This is a genomic window from Phaeobacter italicus (assembly GCF_001258055.1).
Taxonomy (GTDB): Bacteria; Pseudomonadota; Alphaproteobacteria; order Rhodobacterales; family Rhodobacteraceae; genus Phaeobacter; species Phaeobacter italicus.
Genome location: NZ_CVRM01000011.1, coordinates 153,951 through 171,001, shown reverse-complemented (window position 1 = coordinate 171,001; position 17,051 = coordinate 153,951). Strand labels below are relative to the sequence as shown.

The following is a 17,051-nucleotide window of genomic DNA, read 5'->3' as shown; positions in this document are numbered from 1 at the left end:
AAAACCACCCCGGTTCGGTCCGCAAGTCGCCACAATTTGATCCCAAACAGAACCTCAGCGATCGCAATTCCGGCGTCCGCTTTGTTTTGGTTAGGTTTTTTTGATGCTGACACCGTTGCAGAACGCAGCCCAGATCACTCAGACCGTTGCAGTATTTCCTGCAACGTCATTTTGCGTGGAAATGGGCGCCAACACCGGGGATCCGATCGGAGTGATCGACGATCTGGCGTTGGATGACGTGTATCAGCTGGCCTCCGGTCAGCGGCCCAAGGAACTGCGATTGACCGCGCGCGCCGACGGGCAGCTGCTGATTGCCGGGAACAGTGATACAGGATCTGCTGGTGCGCATCTCCATCTGGATTGCCTGATCACCCTCATGCCCGACGTTGGCGCAAATGTGGACGGCATCGTTATGGTTGAGGTGGACAACGCGGGCATGATCGCAGCCGTTTATCTGCTGCCCCTTGCCCCGCTTGAGCCGCAACTGGGCTATACACTCGTTCGTAAAACCCGTGATGGGGCCCGACGGCGACTGGCGCAGCTGGCCTGTGTTTCCTTTACCCGCGGCACCCAAATCACCCTCGCAAATGGGACACTGCGTCCAATTGAAAAGCTGCAGGTTGGCGATCGTGTCCTGACCCGAGATGATGGCGCACAGCGGGTGCGCTGGATTGGTCAAACCACGACGCGCGCCATCGGAGATCTGGCCCCTGTCCTGATCCGGGCCGGTGTCCATGGAAATGAGCGGGACCTGTTGCTGAGCCCCGACCACCGCCTTTTGGTTCATAACCGCCGGGATCTGCACCGCCTTGGCCGCGCCGATCATCTCGTCCGTGCCAGAGATCTGGTGAACGGTGGCGACGTCACCGTGCAGAGCGGTGGTTTCGTGGATTATTTCCAACTCCTGTTTGATCGCCATCACATCATCTTTGCCGAAGGGATTGCCGCAGAGAGCCTGCTGCTGGACCCTTTGACCCGCGCGGCCCTGCCCGACGACCATATGGCCCACAGCCCCGGATTGTTGATGGGGCACCAGCGGGTTGCATCGGGGCTGGATATCCAGCCTGTGGCGGTCGAACGTTCTGCGCAGACATCCCAACTGCCATCCCAACTGCGCCGCGCCCTGATGCGCTGAGCGCAACGCGGCATCCCGCAGCAGTCAATTGTACAGTACAGTGTTTAGCGCTAACAAGCCGCCCAATCGCGTGGCAGTGCAATCATTAGTCGCGTTTACATTTTTTGTACCGAACACGTCTACGTTCGCCAGACTGCCCGGTTCCGTGCTGCTTCGGATCGGCTGTGGGAATTTGAATATGAGCAAACGTCATCTTGTTGAGCGCTGGTTCACCGCTATCTGGGAAAACAACAATGCTGCGGTCTTGGCGGAGCTGTTGCATCCTTCTGTCAGAGAGAGCAATACACTCGACGGGATGCCCAACCCCCATGACGATTTCCCCGTTCTGGTAGAGGCTGTTCACCGGCTAATCGGCAGGTTTTCCGTTGATATTCTGCACCACATGGAAGACGGAGATTGGACCTCGACCTTCTTCGTTCTGCGTTCAGATGTTCACGGCAGCGAACAGAATGTCTCGGCCGATGGGATCGTGATGATGCGGTTCATCGACAACCAGATTGCCGAGCTCCAGTCGCGGTTTGATGCCTTCACCTTTTTCGAACAGCTCGGCCAGTTGCCCGAGGAGGCGATGCCTGCATGCCTGGCCGGACAGCGGCTTACCTGGGCCTGATCTTCAAGCGGCCGACAAAAAAGGGCCCGCAGGTTGCGGACCCGATTTATGAATAACAGCTGCAATGCGGACTGATTACAGCGGATCACCAGACCAGAGCCTGCTTTAGATCAACTCCAGCTCTTCAGTGGTCTCTTCTTCGGCCTCGGGCGCGAGGTCTTCTGATGCGTCCTCAATGCTGAGGGCCATGATCAGGCTCTCGCCTTCGGTGCTAGCAGGCATGTCCTGCGTCTCCAGTGCGTCCTCATAGGCAGCAAACAGATCTTCTGGATCCTGGAAGCCTCCCTCCGGGGCGTCGATGCGGAACACCTCCTCCTGCGTGCCATCCTCCCCGGTTTGATAGAACACTACCCCTTCAAGGGAGGACAGATCGCCGCCGATGGCGCCAGACAGGTAATAGCTGACATAGTTCTCAAAGGTCGGATCTGTTCCCTCGGGAAGGGATGGAATGCTGTAGGGGTTCGGATCTGGCTCTTCCGACAAGATGAAGGTCCCGCCCAATGGATCGCCCGCATCCGAAAAGACCTCTCCGAAGAACAGTTTTTCGTAGGTTGGATCCTGCGGATCTTCGGGCTCTTCCGGTTCTTCCGGATCGTCGGACACGGCCTTGATCGAACCTGCGTCGTTGGTGGTTGACGTGGCACGAATGCCGAAAATATCGACTTCATCAAGGCTGTCGATATCCAGCTCCAACGTCAGGGTATCCCCCGTCTGGAGGTAAGTTTCCTTGTCTTCGCCTTCTGGGCCAAGGCCCGGATCACTGAGCGCGACAGCCTCGTCCCACTGGATGCGCTCTCCATCAAGACGGGTTCCATTCATGTTGAGCGGTCCATCAAGGTTTTCGCTGGAGCCTGAGAACTCGTCATCCCCGAAGTACACGGCATTCACGTCCATGGCCCCTTCGACCACCGTGATGTCCGAGAAAAACGACCCTTCCTGTTCGTACAGAGTGACAATGTAGGACAGACCGTCGATCTGATACGTGAATACTTTGGATTGAACTGGCATGGAGCTCCCCCACAAATGGCCAAGCTTGCCCGCCAAATCGGACAAGGCTAGCGGCCGTCGGAAATCTGAAATTCGGCAACTTGACCCAAGTTTCGCCCAATTTTCGCCAAATTTAAACAAAACACGTAAAAACAATCCCGCGAGATTGTCGCCAATCAGGGAACTGTCTGGCCAACTGACAGCGGACACTCAGAAATTTACATTACCTTACGTCAGAACACGCGATGGGTGAGCCTGTCTATACGCCTCTCCGCCCCTGTTTTTCTTGCCTCGGCCTGCATTCCTGATATACGCGCGCACATGCTCGATACCGTCACAAACCGCCCCGACCTGCCTGCTGAGATCGCTCGGCGCCGCACCTTTGCGATCATCTCGCACCCGGATGCGGGCAAGACCACCTTGACCGAAAAATTCCTTCTTTACGGGGGCGCCATTCAGATGGCTGGCCAGGTGCGCGCCAAGGGTGAGGCGCGGCGGACGCGCTCTGACTTTATGCAGATGGAAAAGGACCGCGGGATCTCGGTTTCTGCATCGGCGATGTCGTTTGACTTTGCAAACTATCGCTTCAACCTCGTCGACACACCCGGCCACTCGGATTTTTCCGAAGACACATACCGCACGCTGACCGCAGTGGATGCGGCGGTGATGGTGATCGACGGTGCAAAAGGCGTGGAAAGCCAGACACAGAAGCTGTTCGAGGTCTGCCGCCTGCGCGACCTGCCGATCCTGACCTTCTGTAACAAGATGGACCGCGAGAGCCGCGACACCTTTGAGATCATTGACGAGATCCAGCAGAACCTTGCCATTGACGTAACGCCGGCCAGCTGGCCGATTGGTGTGGGCCGTGATTTCATTGGCTGCTATGACATGCTGCGCGATCGGCTGGAACTGATGGACCGGGCCGACCGCAACAAGGTTGCCGAGAGCATCGCGATTGAAGGGTTGGACGACCCCAAGCTGGCCGAACACGTGCCGGCGCATCTGCTCGACAAACTGCTGGAAGAGGTCGAGATGGCGCGCGAGTTGCTGCCTGCGCTTGACCCGCAATCGGTGCTTGAGGGGCACATGACCCCGATCTGGTTCGGCTCTGCCATCAACTCCTTCGGCGTGAAGGAACTGATGGACGGGATTTCCACCTACGGCCCCGAGCCGCAGCCGCAGTCCGCCGAACCCCGCCAGATCGCACCCGACGAAAAGAAAGTCGCAGGCTTTGTGTTCAAGGTGCAGGCCAACATGGACCCCAAGCACCGGGACCGTGTGGCCTTTGTCCGGCTTGCGTCGGGCCATTTCAAACGCGGCATGAAGCTGACCCATGTGCGCACCAAAAAGCCGATGGCGGTATCCAACCCGGTCCTGTTCCTCGCCTCAGACCGCGAACTGGCAGAAGAGGCCTGGGCCGGCGATATCATCGGCATCCCGAACCACGGTCAGCTGCGCATCGGTGATACGCTGACGGAGGGAGAAGCTCTCCGTGTGAGCGGCATCCCATCCTTTGCCCCGGAACTGCTGCAAGGCGTGCGCGCGGGCGATCCGATGAAGGCCAAGCACCTTGAAAAGGCGCTGATGCAATTCGCCGAGGAAGGCGCAGCCAAGGTGTTCAAACCGTCAATCGGCTCCGGCTTTATCGTCGGCGTGGTTGGCCAATTGCAGTTTGAGGTCCTCGCCAGCAGGATCGAGATGGAATACGGCCTGCCCGTACGCTTTGAAGCCTCCCAGTTCACCTCTGCCCGCTGGGTCAGCGGCGACAAGCAGGCGATGGACAAGTTCATCAACACCAACAAGCAGCACATTGCCCACGACCACGACGGGGACGTTGTTTACCTCACACGTCTGCAATGGGACATCGACCGGGTAGAACGCGACTATCCGGACTTGAAACTGACCGCGACCAAAGAAATGATGGTCTGAACCCCGTTTCCTGCTCCAAACGCTGACAGCTGACCCGCCATGGATATTGCAAAACAAAACTATCCTGGCGGGTTCTACAAACTGCTGCGACAGCTAGAGAGACGTGAGACACCGTTTCAGGCGCCTTTGTCAGCGCTGCCCCCGGTCGACGTGGTGTTGACGGATTTGTTTACCCCACTCCCGCCCCCTGCGTCGAGCGCTCCCTCTCTGGACGATCTGCCGGACCATCATATTGCGCATAAATGGCAGGCCTTATGCGCAGAATTTGCGGGCGCGCCAGAGATCTGGGCGCTTCACGCGCTTTGCATCGCGATCCTGCGCCGTCGGGACCCACCACAAGAAGCGCGCGCGCTGTTTCTGCGGATCTGGACCGAACATGGGGCGGACCTTGCTGCAGATCTCCCCATCCGCTGGCTGATCTCTGCTGCGGCCACCTTTGCCGATCACGGAGAGACGATAGAGCAACGGCTTGGCGGGCAAGGCTTGCAGATGCTGTTTCACCTGATCAAGCTGCATGACAGTGAACGCAGACTGTCTGGTCGCCCGCTTGATCGCGGCCTGCCCCGGATCAAGGGCAAGGAATTGGATGACCTGGGTTTTGGCATGAGCCCCTACCACCTCCCCCATGGGGACCTGGACCGACACATGCTGGCCCGGCTGTGGCGTATCTGTGAAAACGATTTGGTGTTGCGTCCGCTTGGCATGAAAATGCTGCGGATGGTGATGGAGGATCCACGCAGCATCTTTGGACGCATCCAGCGTTACAAGGCGCCTCGCAAATCATGACGCCAGAGAAACGAACCACCTGGGGCATTGTCAGCACCATCAAGGCCGATGCGCGTACGGTTCTGACGTTTGCCGCCTACCATCTGGATCTCGGCGCCCATCGCGTGCACATCTATCTCGATGAACCCAATGACGAGACCTTTGTGCATTTGAAGGCCCATCCAAAGGTCCGCGTCACGACATGTGACGACACCTATTGGCGCAAGCGTAAACGCGCCCGGCCGGCGATGCATCAGGTCCGACAGACCATGAACGCCACCCACGCCTACCGCCGCATTCAAACCGATTGGGTTGCCCATATTGATGCGGATGAATTCATCTGGCCAATGCCGGACGTCGGCGCACCCAAGGTCGCGGATATATTGACGAGCTTGCCACCAGGCACCACGACCTTGCGGCTGCGCCCGCTAGAGGCGCTGGCCGGGCGGCAAGACCACTATAAATCAATGGTGCCTCCAGGCCCTGAACGCGAGGACGAGGTTCGCGCAATCTATCCCGAATTCGGTAGTTTTCTGAAAGGTGGCTTCCTGAGCCACACCGCAGGCAAGCTGTTTGCCCGTACAGGGCTGCAAGATGTGCAGTTTCGCATTCACAACCTTCTTCGAGACGGAGAAAAAATTCCCGGCGAAGCAATCACCTCTGCCCTCCAGCTGTGCCACCGGCACGCGACAAGCTGGGATCATTGGCAATCCACCTACCGTTTCCGATTGCAGCGGGGGTCTTACAGGCCAGGTCTTTCCGCCGGTTTCCCCCGGGCCATGGGCGGTTTCAGCGCTCATGAACTGCTGTCGATGGTGGAAGAGGAACACGGCCAAGACGGCTTGCGTCGGTTCTTTGCAGAAATCAATGCGGAGCACCCGAGGGTGTTTTCCGAACTGCAGTCACGCAACATGGTCCACCACTGTCAGCTGGATCTCGACGCCAAACGACAGCGACATTTCCCTCAATTTGACTAAACTGTTTCGCGATTACCCGTGTCGCAATCAAAACAGCGGTAAAATCGCGGTTTAATTGACGATCATGGCGGATTTTGCTATGCCCCGCCGCAAGCCAGTCCAGACAGGACGCAAGACCATGCGGGACAGGCACTGTTAGACACGCGCGGGCCAGGTCAGTGTCCGCAAAAACGGACGCAAATGACAAAATTTTCAGATCTGAACCTGAACCCCAAAGTCCTCAAAGCAATTGAGGAAGCGGGTTACGAATCCCCCACACCGATTCAGGCAGGCGCCATTCCGCCCGCTCTCGAGGGCCGTGATGTTCTGGGGATCGCGCAAACCGGGACCGGCAAGACCGCGTCCTTCACTCTGCCGATGATCACCCTTCTTGCACGGGGTCGTGCACGGGCGCGGATGCCGCGGAGCCTTGTGCTGTGCCCAACACGCGAGCTCGCGGCGCAGGTCGCCGAGAACTTCGACACCTACACCAAGCACCTGAACCTTACCAAAGCGCTGCTGATTGGTGGGGTGTCGTTCAAGGAGCAGGACGCGCTGATCGACAAGGGTGTCGACGTCCTGATCGCAACGCCCGGCCGACTGCTCGACCATTTCGAGCGTGGCAAACTGATTCTGTCTGACGTGAAAGTCATGGTTGTCGACGAAGCTGACCGTATGCTCGATATGGGTTTCATCCCTGATATCGAACGCATTTTCGGCCTGACGCCCTTCACTCGCCAGACGCTGTTCTTCTCTGCGACAATGGCACCCGAGATTGAACGCATCACCAATACCTTCCTCTCCGCACCCGAGCGGATCGAAGTCGCCCGGCAGGCCACGACCTCCGAGAACATCACCCAAGGCGTGGTGCTGTTCAAAGCCTCCCGCCGCGATCGTGAAGGCAGTGAAAAGCGGAAGCTGCTGCGCCACCTGATCGATCAGGAAGGCGAAAAATGCACAAACGCGATCATCTTCTGCAACCGGAAGACGGACGTGGATATCTGCGCCAAATCGCTCAAGAAATATGGCTACAATGCCGCGCCGATCCACGGTGATCTCGATCAGAGCCAGCGCATGAAGACGCTGGACGAGTTCCGCGAAGGCAATCTTCGTTTCCTCGTGGCCTCCGATGTGGCGGCCCGTGGTCTGGACGTTCCAACTGTCAGCCACGTGTTCAATTTCGACGTGCCCAGCCACGCAGAGGACTATGTTCACCGCATTGGCCGTACCGGTCGCGCCGGTCGCGACGGTACTGCGATGATGATCTGCGTGCCCAAGGACGAAAAGAACCTGGAAGACATCGAGCGTCTCGTTCAGCAGGAGATCCCGCGTATCGAGAATCCGTTCAAAAAGGCCAAGGCAGACCCCAAGGCCAAAGCGGACGCCAAGGCCCAGGACACTGCCGAAGCCAAAGACGGCGAGACCACAGAACGCAAGACCCGTAGCCGCCGCTCCTCGCGCAGCAAGGATGCCGCCAAGGAAGAGACCACAGCCGTCGAGGCAAATGTGGTGGAGGCCAAGGCCGCAGAACCCGCAAAGACCGAAGAGCCCAAGGCAGCCAATCGTGGCAAGCCGGACCAAAAGGGCAACCAGAAGTCCAAAAACAACCGTGGCCGTGGCAACAACAACGACCGTGTGGTTGTTGGCATGGGCGACCACATGCCAAGCTTCATCGCGCTGAGCTTTGCAGAGCGTCGCGCTGGCTGAACCACAGCTGAAACCAATGACACAAAGGCCACCCAAACGGGTGGCCTTTTTTTATGGATAACACATGCGTCCGGCGGACCTTTGCACGTGCAGCATGGCGGGATTGACGATTTTCGCGGATGTCCTCACCCCTCCAACCCCCTATCTAAGCGGCAACAAAGACGACATCCGAAAGACACGAGGTTCATTATGGACAAGCTGGAATTCCCACACGTGACCGCTGAAGAAATCCGCCAGATCGAAATGCGCGCCCACGAGCTGCGCGCGCAGGCGATGGCTTCTTTCCTGCGCAGCGTTGGTCGCGGCTTTGCGTCCCTGCCCGGCAAACTGGCCGGCCTGTTCGCCCGCCCGCGCCACGCCTGATCGACCAAGATCTGACATCGGCAGCCTCCTCCCTGCTGCTCCTGTCGCAAGACGCCCTGCCCATTCGGCAGGGCGTTTCTGTTTCTGGGTTACCCCAGGATGGTCAGCGCACGAAAAAGCCCGCCACAGGGGTTCTGCAGCGGGCTCTGACAATGTGATACGCACCGTAGGCGGATCGCAACAACGGATCAGCGCATACGGCTGATCACCACAGTGACTTCTGGCTTTTTGCCAATTTCATTCTGCGCGGTCTGACGCGCAACCCGGCGGAGGTTTTCCTCCAGCTTGTCATCGTTGCGCAGCGTCTTTGCATCGGCACGCATCACGAATTGGTTCAGGTCTTCTTCCATCACCTCAACCAGAGCCGCGTTCGAACTGCCGGTTTCTGCCAGCCCCTTGATGTCGCACCATGGTTCACCCAGCGGCTCATCTTCCTCATCAAGGATAAGGGTGACAACCACATGACCGTTCAACGCCATCCGGATCCTGTCGCGCACGACGCCATCTAGCGCACCGTATTTGACGGAACCGTCCAGATAGGTGCGGCCGGTATCGACGTAATCCACCACCTTGGGCGCATCGCCTGTCAGATCCATCATCATGCCGTTCACGGCCACTGCACTGGCGATACCCTTGGCCTCTCCCAGACGGGCATGCTGGCGCAGGTGACGGTGCTCGCCGTGCATCGGGATCAGCATCTGCGGCTTGATGATATCGTGCATCCGCTCCAGATCAGGCCGGTTTGCATGCCCAGACACGTGATACAGCCCGGAGCTGTCATCAACCACGTCGACCCCTTTTTCAGAGAACTGGTTGATAATACGGATAACACCCCGTTCGTTGCCCGGAATGGTTTTGGACGAGAACAGGAAGAGGTCGCCCTCTTTCACCTCTACGCCACGATACTTGCCACGCGCCAATTGCGCAGAGGCCGCACGCCGCTCGCCCTGGCTACCGGTCACGATCAGCATCAGATTGTCGCGCGGCAGCTCCTGCGCGGCCTCGACGCTGACCACCTTGGGAAAGCCCTGCAGGACACCCGTTTCGGTGGCGGCATCGATCATCCGCTGCATGGCCCGCCCCAACAGGACAACGGACCGCCCGGCGGCGTGGCCAGCCTCTGCCAGCGTCTTCACACGCGCGACGTTTGACGCAAAGGTGGTCGCAACGACCATGCCCTCTGCCTCGCCGACGAGGCGGGTAATTTCGGGGCCGACTTCGACCTCGGACCGGCCGGGGTTCAACGAGAACACATTCGTGGAATCGCAGACCAGCGCCTTGACGCCATCCTTGGCGATCTCTGCCCACATTTCCGGATCAAAAGGCTCGCCCACGATCGGTGTTGGGTCAGTTTTGAAGTCCCCAGTGTGCACGACACGCCCGGCAGGTGTGTCGATCACCAGACCACCGCTTTCCGGGATCGAGTGGGAAATCGGCGCAACACCAATGGTGAACGGGCCAAGCTGTGTGACTTCGGGCCAGGCGGACACGGTTTTCACCTGTTCGCTATCCAGACCCGCCTCATCCATCTTGCGGCGGGCAAGGTTGGCAGTGAAGGCGCGGGCATAGATCGGTGTGTTCAGATCCCGGTAGAGATGCGCAACCGCGCCGATGTGGTCCTCATGGGCGTGGGTGATGAAAATCCCTTCCAGCTGGTCGGCCCGCTCTTTCAGCCAGCGGATGTCCGGCATGATGAGATCAACACCTGGGGTGCTGTCCATATCGGGGAATGTCACCCCGAGGTCGACCAGAACAAGGCGTTCCTTGCCCGGTTTGCCATAGCCATAGACATAGGCATTCATGCCAATTTCCCCTGCCCCACCCAGGGGCAGGTAGATCAAACGTTCAGTGCTCATCCTTGGAGACCGTTTTCCTTGTTATATTTGTGAATGATCTGAAGACCATGCATGGTGAGATCGTCCTCCCATGCGTCAAACAGATCTGCTGTCTGCTGGAACAAAGGCGCCAGCCCGCCTGTCGAGATTACTTTCATCGGCACGCCCCGCTCTGCTTTGATTTGCGCGCAGATCTCGCGTACCAGGCCTACGTAGCCCCAGAACACACCTGACTGCATACATGCAACCGTATTGGTGCCAATCACGGCCTGAGGTTTGGAAATATCCACATGGGGCAGTGCCGCTGCAGCCTGATGTAGCGCTTCAAGGCTAAGGTTCACCCCCGGCGCAATGACGCCGCCGATATAGGCACCATCTTCGGCCACCACGTCAAAGGTTGTCGCCGTGCCGAAATCCACCACAATCAGATTGCCGCCATATTTGTCAAAACCCGACACCGTATTGACCAAACGGTCCGGCCCGACATTGGTTCCCTCATCCACCCGCACCGCCACGGGCAAAAGACAATCGGTTTTGCCGACCACCACCGGCCGGGTGTTGAAGTAGCGATCTGCCAGGACGCGCAGGTTGAACACCACGCGCGGCACCGTCGAGGAGATGATCATATCGGTGATATCCGCCTCGATCCCCTGCAGGCGCATGAGCGTATTGAGCCAGACATAATATTGATCTGCCGTGCGCCGCCAGTCTGTTGCTGTGCGCCACGTGCCGACAAAGTTTTCGCCGTCCCAGATTGAAAAAACTGTATTCGTGTTACCGCAGTCTACCGCCAGAAGCATGCTCTGCCCTCTCGCCTAGAAAAAGATGTCCGCGGCCGGGATGCTGATGCGTCCCTTCGCGGTGTTCAGAACCAGATTTCCTGAGGCGTCGATCGTTTCAAAAGTCCCCTCGGTTTCGCTGGTCATCGTGCGTGCGGTCACAACCTCGCCCAACCGGGCGGCACGGGACAGCCAGGCGGTTCTGATAGGTTCAAACCCGTAGGTCACAAACTGCGCCTCAAGCCGGGCGTAGGCCGCTGCCAGCTCGCCCAGGAACACCTCAGGTGTGACCTGAATGCCGGTCTCGGACAACAGCGACACGGGCCATACAGCGCCCGGCTCCAACCATTCCTGCATTGGTGTTTCGATCAGATTGACACCGATCCCGATAGACAGGTGGCTGACACCGCCATCATTGCCGCTTCCGGCGCTTTCCAACAGAATGCCCGCCAGTTTTCCACCGTTGAACAACACATCATTGGGCCACTTCAAAGCGAGGCCCGGAACCTCTCCGCACAGCGCGATGCAGGCGTCGTAGACTGCCAACGCAGCCACAAAACTCCGCAAAGCCACCTGGTCGGCCGGCCCCTTCGGTCGAAGGACCAGTGTCGCCGCGAAATTGCCAGTCGGCTCTTTCCAGGCCCGTCCACGACGGCCCCGCCCCTTGGTCTGCCGCTTGGCCAGGATCCACTCAGGGCCGCTCAGGGTCGGCGCACGTCGCGCGGCTTCGTCCAAGGTACTGTCCACCTCATCAAGGAGGCAGCGTCCATATCCTTCGGGCCAGTCGCTCATGTCCGTTTCCCCTCGTGCTCGGGTCTTATCAAGGCAAAAAGGCCCGGTCCTAAGACCAGGCCTTGTTTGTTTTTTAGGCGATCAACGATCAGTTGACCAGCGCCACCGACGCAGCGGCAGCTGCCCCTTCGACACCAAACATGTTGATGATACCCAGAAGCATGACAGCGGCGGACGCCATCAGGAAGCCCCAGAGGATCGGCGAGCGGTTGCTGTCCAGCTCTTCGCCCTCTTCACCAAAGTACATGTAGTAAACGATGCGCAGGTAGTAGAACGCACCGATAACAGAGGCGATCACACCCGCGATGGCCAGCCAGGCGAGGCCCGCATCATAAGCGGCGTTCAAGACGTAAAGCTTGCCAAAGAAGCCCAGCATCGGCGGTACTCCGGCCAGCGAGAAGAGCAGGATCAGCATTGCCAGCGCCTTGCCCGGCTCGCGGCGCGCGTAAAGGTTCAGCGCGCGGATGTCGGTGATCGGTTTGCCGTCCTTTTCCAACATCAGGATAAAGGCAAAGGTCCCGATGTTCATGGACACGTAGATGGCCAGATAGACCAGCAGTGCCTGAACACCATAGGCGGTGCCAGCAGCCAGACCCATCAGCGCATAACCCATATGCGCAATCGAGGAATAAGCCATCAGACGCTTGATATCACGCTGACCGATCGCGGCAACGGCGCCAACGAACATGGACAAGAGAGACAACAGCGCGACAACCTGGCTCCAGTCTTCGACCGCGTGGCCGAATGCGTCATGCATCACGCGGGCAAACAGACCCATCGCAGCGACCTTGGGAGCAGATGCGAAAAACGCGGTCACGGGGGTCGGCGCGCCTTCGTAGACGTCCGGGGTCCACATGTGGAACGGAACCGCAGAGACCTTGAACGCCATGCCCGAGATCAGGAAGACCAGACCAAACAGCAGGCCGACAGAGACTTCGCCGTGCTGTGCCACCGCGTAAATACCCGCGAAATCGGTCGTTCCGGCAAAGCCATAGACCAGCGAAGCACCATACAGCAGCAGGCCGGAGGACAGCGCACCAAGAACAAAGTACTTCAGGCCAGCTTCGGTCGACTTCACACTATCCCGGCGCAGCGACGCCACGACATAGAGCGCCAGAGACTGCAGCTCGAGGCCCATGTAAAGCGACATCAGGTTGCCTGCAGAGACCATCACCATCATGCCCACCGCGCTCAGCGCGACGAGGATGGGATATTCAAACCGCAGCATGCCACGGCGGGACATATAGTCCTGCCCCATGACCAGAACCGCAGCTGCAGAAAGCAGGATGGCAACTTTTGCGAAACGCGCAAAGCCATCGTCGATGAACATGCCATTGAAGGCAGACCGGCTACCATCGGAGCCGGTGCCAATCCAGATGGCAAGAACCAGCATCAGGCCAGCGATAAGCCAAACCAGCGCCGAGGCCAGTTTGTCTTTGCCGGTGTAGACAGCGCCAAGGAGCGCCGCCATTGCGCTGAGCGCCAGAACAATCTCTGGCAGGATAACGGTGAGATCAGCTGGGATCATCAGCCCATGCCCCCTTAGTGCGAAGCGATCTGGGTCGCCGGGGACAGATCCGCAGCGGCCAGAGATTGGTTGAAGTTAGCGATCAGCGCCTCGGTGGACGGGCTGATGATGTCGGTGACAACCGCAGGATAGACACCCAGCAGGATGGTCATGATGACCAGCGGTGCAAAGATGAAGCGCTCACGCGCAGTCATATCCTTGATGGTTTTCAGGCTCTCCTTGATCAGATCGCCAAAGACCACACGGCGATACAGCCACAGAGCATAGCCCGCCGAGAAGATAACGCCGGTGGTCGCGATCATCGCAACCCAGGTGTTTTTCTGGAAGGTGCCCATCAGGGTCAGGAATTCACCGATAAAGCCGGATGTGCCGGGAAGGCCCACGTTGCCCATGGTAAAGAACATGAAGACAAGCGCATAGGCGGGCATCCGGATGACAAGACCGCCATAGGCGTCGATGTCACGGGTGTGCATGCGGTCATAGATCACCCCAACGCAGAGGAAGAGCGCGGCAGAGATGAAGCCGTGGCTCAGCATCTGGAAGATCGCACCGTCGATGCCCTGCTGGTTGGCAGCAAAGATACCCATGGTGACAAAACCCATGTGTGCGACCGAGGAGTAAGCAATCAGCTTCTTCATATCGTCCTGAACAATCGCAACCAGCGACGTGTAGACAATCGCAATCGCGGACATCCAAAGGACGAGATCAGTCATCACCTCGGCCCCGACCGGGAACATCGGCAGAGAGAAGCGAAGGAAGCCGTAGCCACCCATTTTCAGCAGGATCGCCGCCAGAACAACAGACCCAGCAGTCGGAGCCTGAACGTGCGCATCAGGCAACCAGGTGTGAACCGGCCACATCGGCATCTTCACTGCGAAAGACGCAAAGAACGCCAGGAACAGAAGTGTCTGCATGCCACCCACGATGTGGATGCCGAGGACGTCGAAACTTCCGGCAGAGAAGCTGTGCGTCAGCAGCGCTTCGATGTCGGTGGTGCCTGCGTCTGCAAACATGGCGATCATGGCGATCAGCATCAGAACAGAGCCGAAGAACGTGTAGAGGAAGAACTTGAACGACGCGTAGATGCGGTTCGCGCCCCCCCAGATACCGATGATAAGGAACATCGGGATCAGGCCTGCTTCAAAGAAGAGGTAGAACAGGACAAGATCCAGCGCCATGAACACACCGAGCATCAGCGTTTCCAGGAGCAGGAACGCGATCATGTATTCCTTCACACGGGTCTTGACGTCCCAGCTGGCCAGAATGGTCAGCGGCATGACGAAGGTTGTCAGCATCACGAACAGAACCGAGATGCCGTCCACGCCCATTTTGTATTTCAGGCCAAAGATCCACTCGGCCTCTTCCACAAACTGGAAGCCGGTGTTGGCGGGATCGAACTCAAAGTAGATCCCGAGGCTCACCAGGAAGGTGATCGTGGTAGCAAAAAGCGCAACATATTTCGCGTTACGCTGTGCCGCCTCATCCTCGCCGCGCAGGAACAGGGCCAGGATGGCCGCCGCGAGCGCCGGGATAAAGGTGACAATTGAAAGGAGATTGTCCATCAGTGCGCTCCTCCGCCGATCGACATCCAGGTAACCAGGGCTGCAATCCCCAGCACCATCCAGAAGGCATAAGTGAAGATGTAACCCGACTGTGCGCGACCGGCGAGGCGGGTGAAGAAGGGAATGATACCCATGGCCAGGCCATTGAGGGCACCATCAATGGTGCTGCCATCGCCGCGCTTCCAGAAGAAGCGGCCAAGCGCCAGAGCCGGTTTGACGAAGACGTAGTTATACAGCTCGTCAAAGTACCATTTGTTCTTGAGGAACTGGTAGAGCGGCTGATGGGTCTGTGCCAAACGGCCGGGCAGGCTCGGGTTCACGATGTAGAACCAGATCGCCAGGGACAGGCCAAGCACCATTGCGATGAAGGGCGAAACCTTGACCCATTTGTTGACAGCATGGGCATCGTCCAGAAGGGTGTTGTCAGGTGCGATGTAAAGCGCGCCCTGCCCCGGTTCACCAGCAAAGGCATAGTGATGTTCGCCCTTGGCGGCCTCGCCGTGATCATCCTTGGCTGCACCATGGTCGTCTCCATGCGTCTCGGCAGAGGCTTCGGCATACGGGATGCCATAGAACTTGCCCACGGTGTCGGTGTGACCAAAGAAGCTGTTGTACCAGACCATACCGGAGAACACAGCACCCAGAGCCAGCACACCCAGTGGGACCAGCATGACCATCGGGCTTTCATGCGCGTGATCGTGCGTATGCTTGTCGCCACGCGGCTTGCCGTAGAAGGTCAGGAAGATCAGGCGCCAGGAGTAGAAGGAGGTCATCGCCGCTGCGATCACCAGCATCCAGAAGCCGTACATGGAACCACCTGCATAGGCGCTTTCGATGATGGCATCTTTCGACAGGAAGCCTGCAAAGCCGATGTGCGTCAGCGGAATACCAACGCCGGTGATGGCAAGGGTACCGATCATCATCGCCCAGAAGGTATAGGGGATTTTCTTGCGCAGACCGCCGTAGTTCATCATGTCCTGCTCGTGGTGCATCGCGTGGATCACGGACCCCGCACCAAGGAACAGCATCGCTTTGAAAAAGGCGTGCGTGAACAGGTGGAACATCGCTGCGGAGTACATGCCGACACCGGCTGCAACGAACATGTAGCCAAGCTGCGAACAGGTCGAATAGGCGATCACACGTTTGATGTCGGTCTGGACCAGACCAACCGTCGCCGCAAAGAACGCCGTGGTCGCACCCAACACGGTGATAAAGGCGGTCGCTTCAGGCGCCACTTCCATGAGGGGCGACATGCGGCACACAAGGAACACACCAGCAGTAACCATCGTCGCTGCGTGGATCAGGGCCGACACTGGGGTCGGGCCTTCCATCGCGTCTGGCAGCCAGGTGTGCAGGATCAACTGAGCCGATTTACCCATCGCACCGACGAACAGCAGGAAGGCAATCAGGTTTGCCGCGTTCCATTCCGTCCACAGGAAACCCAGCTGGGTTTCAGCCAGCATCGGCGTCGCGGCAAAGATGTCATCAAAGTTGATGCTGCCAGTCAGGAAGAACAGCGCAAAGATACCAAGCGCAAAGCCGAAGTCACCGACGCGGTTGACGATGAACGCTTTCATCGCGGCCGCACCAGCAGAGGGTTTGCGGTAGTAAAAGCCGATCAGCAGGTAGGAGGCAACGCCCACACCTTCCCAGCCAAAGAACATCTGGACCAGGTTGTCGGCGGTCACCAGCATCAGCATGGCGAAGGTAAAGAACGACAGGTAGGCAAAGAACCGCGGCTTGTAGCTCTCCCCGTCCTTCCACTGCGGATCGTGATCCATGTAGCCAAAGGAGTAGAGGTGAACCAGCGAGGACACGGACGTAATCACGATCAGCATGATCGCGGTCAGACGGTCAACGCGGAACTGCCAGGACGTGTCGAGGCTACCGGACTGGATCCAACGCAGGATTTCGACGGTGTAATAGCCGTTTTCATGCGCAGAGGGATCAAACGTCAGGAAGACGATCCAGGACAGCGCCGCCGTCAGGAAGAGAAGTGCAGTGGCGAACACGGTCGCCACTTTTTCGCCAAGGATCTTGTGGCCAAAGCCACAGACCAGCGCCCCCACCAGCGGGGTAAAGAGAAGGATGGTTTCCATGACG

Annotated in this window: 14 protein-coding genes; 7 read left to right on the top strand and 7 right to left on the bottom strand. The window is 58.4% G+C overall.

Annotated elements, in window-relative coordinates; all coding sequences use genetic code 11:
* Positions 1-103: 103 nt before the first annotated feature.
* Complete coding sequence (locus tag NIT7645_RS04070; RefSeq protein ID WP_008560487.1) at positions 104-1,135, top strand: Hint domain-containing protein; 1,032 nt, start codon at positions 104-106, stop codon at positions 1,133-1,135.
* A gap of 178 nt (positions 1,136-1,313) precedes the next feature.
* On the top strand, positions 1,314-1,745 hold the full coding sequence (locus NIT7645_RS04065) for an ester cyclase (protein ID WP_008561029.1): 432 nt from the start codon (positions 1,314-1,316) through the stop codon (positions 1,743-1,745).
* 105 nt (positions 1,746-1,850) lie between these two features.
* Here the strand turns inward: NIT7645_RS04065 and NIT7645_RS04060 are convergent, their stop codons facing one another.
* Positions 1,851-2,753: a hypothetical protein gene (locus NIT7645_RS04060; protein ID WP_008562842.1), complete on the bottom strand. Its 903-nt coding sequence runs from the start codon at positions 2,751-2,753 to the stop codon at positions 1,851-1,853.
* Positions 2,754-3,053: 300 nt separating this feature from the next.
* Between NIT7645_RS04060 and NIT7645_RS04055 the strand changes: the two genes are divergently transcribed.
* From NIT7645_RS04055 to NIT7645_RS19475, 5 genes are all read left to right on the top strand, one after another.
* The gene (locus NIT7645_RS04055) at positions 3,054-4,661 is read left to right on the top strand and encodes a peptide chain release factor 3 (RefSeq protein WP_037302480.1); all 1,608 of its coding nucleotides are present in this window, start codon (positions 3,054-3,056) and stop codon (positions 4,659-4,661) included.
* Positions 4,662-4,700: 39 nt separating this feature from the next.
* Positions 4,701-5,447, top strand: coding sequence for a hypothetical protein (locus NIT7645_RS04050; protein WP_008563061.1), 747 nt, complete (start codon positions 4,701-4,703; stop codon positions 5,445-5,447).
* Positions 5,444-6,403, top strand: a complete 960-nt coding sequence (locus NIT7645_RS04045; RefSeq protein WP_008562657.1) for a glycosyltransferase family 2 protein — start codon at positions 5,444-5,446, stop codon at positions 6,401-6,403. The genes NIT7645_RS04050 and NIT7645_RS04045 overlap by 4 nt, the downstream gene beginning before the upstream one ends.
* Before the next feature lie 180 nt (positions 6,404-6,583).
* Positions 6,584-8,089: a DEAD/DEAH box helicase gene (locus NIT7645_RS04040; protein WP_008561301.1), complete on the top strand. Its 1,506-nt coding sequence runs from the start codon at positions 6,584-6,586 to the stop codon at positions 8,087-8,089.
* Positions 8,090-8,278: 189 nt separating this feature from the next.
* Positions 8,279-8,452, top strand: coding sequence for an RSP_7527 family protein (locus NIT7645_RS19475; RefSeq protein ID WP_008559062.1), 174 nt, complete (start codon positions 8,279-8,281; stop codon positions 8,450-8,452).
* A 188-nt stretch (positions 8,453-8,640) separates the two neighbouring features.
* Here the strand turns inward: NIT7645_RS19475 and NIT7645_RS04035 are convergent, their stop codons facing one another.
* The 6 genes from NIT7645_RS04035 to nuoL all read right to left on the bottom strand — a co-directional run bounded on the left by NIT7645_RS04035 (position 8,641) and on the right by nuoL (position 17,047).
* Positions 8,641-10,308 (bottom strand): ribonuclease J, encoded by a 1,668-nt coding sequence (locus tag NIT7645_RS04035; protein ID WP_037302481.1) that lies wholly within the window; start codon positions 10,306-10,308, stop codon positions 8,641-8,643.
* A complete protein-coding gene (locus NIT7645_RS04030; RefSeq protein ID WP_008561667.1) occupies positions 10,305-11,087 on the bottom strand; it encodes a type III pantothenate kinase in 783 nt (260 codons plus the stop codon). Before NIT7645_RS04030 ends, NIT7645_RS04035 begins: the two co-directional genes overlap by 4 nt.
* Before the next feature lie 15 nt (positions 11,088-11,102).
* Positions 11,103-11,858: a biotin--[acetyl-CoA-carboxylase] ligase gene (locus NIT7645_RS04025; protein ID WP_046210003.1), complete on the bottom strand. Its 756-nt coding sequence runs from the start codon at positions 11,856-11,858 to the stop codon at positions 11,103-11,105.
* Positions 11,859-11,946: 88 nt separating this feature from the next.
* Positions 11,947-13,386: an NADH-quinone oxidoreductase subunit NuoN gene (gene nuoN / locus NIT7645_RS04020; RefSeq protein ID WP_037302483.1), complete on the bottom strand. Its 1,440-nt coding sequence runs from the start codon at positions 13,384-13,386 to the stop codon at positions 11,947-11,949.
* A 14-nt stretch (positions 13,387-13,400) separates the two neighbouring features.
* Positions 13,401-14,948 (bottom strand): NADH-quinone oxidoreductase subunit M, encoded by a 1,548-nt coding sequence (locus NIT7645_RS04015; RefSeq protein ID WP_008558951.1) that lies wholly within the window; start codon positions 14,946-14,948, stop codon positions 13,401-13,403.
* Positions 14,948-17,047: an NADH-quinone oxidoreductase subunit L gene (nuoL, locus tag NIT7645_RS04010; RefSeq protein WP_050686206.1), complete on the bottom strand. Its 2,100-nt coding sequence runs from the start codon at positions 17,045-17,047 to the stop codon at positions 14,948-14,950. Before nuoL ends, NIT7645_RS04015 begins: the two co-directional genes overlap by 1 nt.
* Positions 17,048-17,051 lie beyond the last annotated feature (4 nt).

What these genes read in the sequence shown, in the direction of transcription:
- NIT7645_RS04045 (WP_008562657.1), top strand. Translation starts at nt 5,444, where the DNA reads ATGACGCCAGAGAAACGAACCACCTGGGGCATTGTCAGCACCATCAAG.
- NIT7645_RS04070 (WP_008560487.1), top strand. Translation starts at nt 104, where the DNA reads ATGCTGACACCGTTGCAGAACGCAGCCCAGATCACTCAGACCGTTGCA.
- nuoL (WP_050686206.1), bottom strand. Translation starts at nt 17,047, where the DNA reads ATGGAAACCATCCTTCTCTTTACCCCGCTGGTGGGGGCGCTGGTCTGT.
- NIT7645_RS04035 (WP_037302481.1), bottom strand. Translation starts at nt 10,308, where the DNA reads ATGAGCACTGAACGTTTGATCTACCTGCCCCTGGGTGGGGCAGGGGAA.
- NIT7645_RS04055 (WP_037302480.1), top strand. Translation starts at nt 3,054, where the DNA reads ATGCTCGATACCGTCACAAACCGCCCCGACCTGCCTGCTGAGATCGCT.
- NIT7645_RS04065 (WP_008561029.1), top strand. Translation starts at nt 1,314, where the DNA reads ATGAGCAAACGTCATCTTGTTGAGCGCTGGTTCACCGCTATCTGGGAA.
- NIT7645_RS04050 (WP_008563061.1), top strand. Translation starts at nt 4,701, where the DNA reads ATGGATATTGCAAAACAAAACTATCCTGGCGGGTTCTACAAACTGCTG.
- nuoN (WP_037302483.1), bottom strand. Translation starts at nt 13,386, where the DNA reads ATGATCCCAGCTGATCTCACCGTTATCCTGCCAGAGATTGTTCTGGCG.
- NIT7645_RS04025 (WP_046210003.1), bottom strand. Translation starts at nt 11,858, where the DNA reads ATGAGCGACTGGCCCGAAGGATATGGACGCTGCCTCCTTGATGAGGTG.
- NIT7645_RS04030 (WP_008561667.1), bottom strand. Translation starts at nt 11,087, where the DNA reads ATGCTTCTGGCGGTAGACTGCGGTAACACGAATACAGTTTTTTCAATC.
- NIT7645_RS04040 (WP_008561301.1), top strand. Translation starts at nt 6,584, where the DNA reads ATGACAAAATTTTCAGATCTGAACCTGAACCCCAAAGTCCTCAAAGCA.
- NIT7645_RS04015 (WP_008558951.1), bottom strand. Translation starts at nt 14,948, where the DNA reads ATGGACAATCTCCTTTCAATTGTCACCTTTATCCCGGCGCTCGCGGCG.
- NIT7645_RS19475 (WP_008559062.1), top strand. Translation starts at nt 8,279, where the DNA reads ATGGACAAGCTGGAATTCCCACACGTGACCGCTGAAGAAATCCGCCAG.
- NIT7645_RS04060 (WP_008562842.1), bottom strand. Translation starts at nt 2,753, where the DNA reads ATGCCAGTTCAATCCAAAGTATTCACGTATCAGATCGACGGTCTGTCC.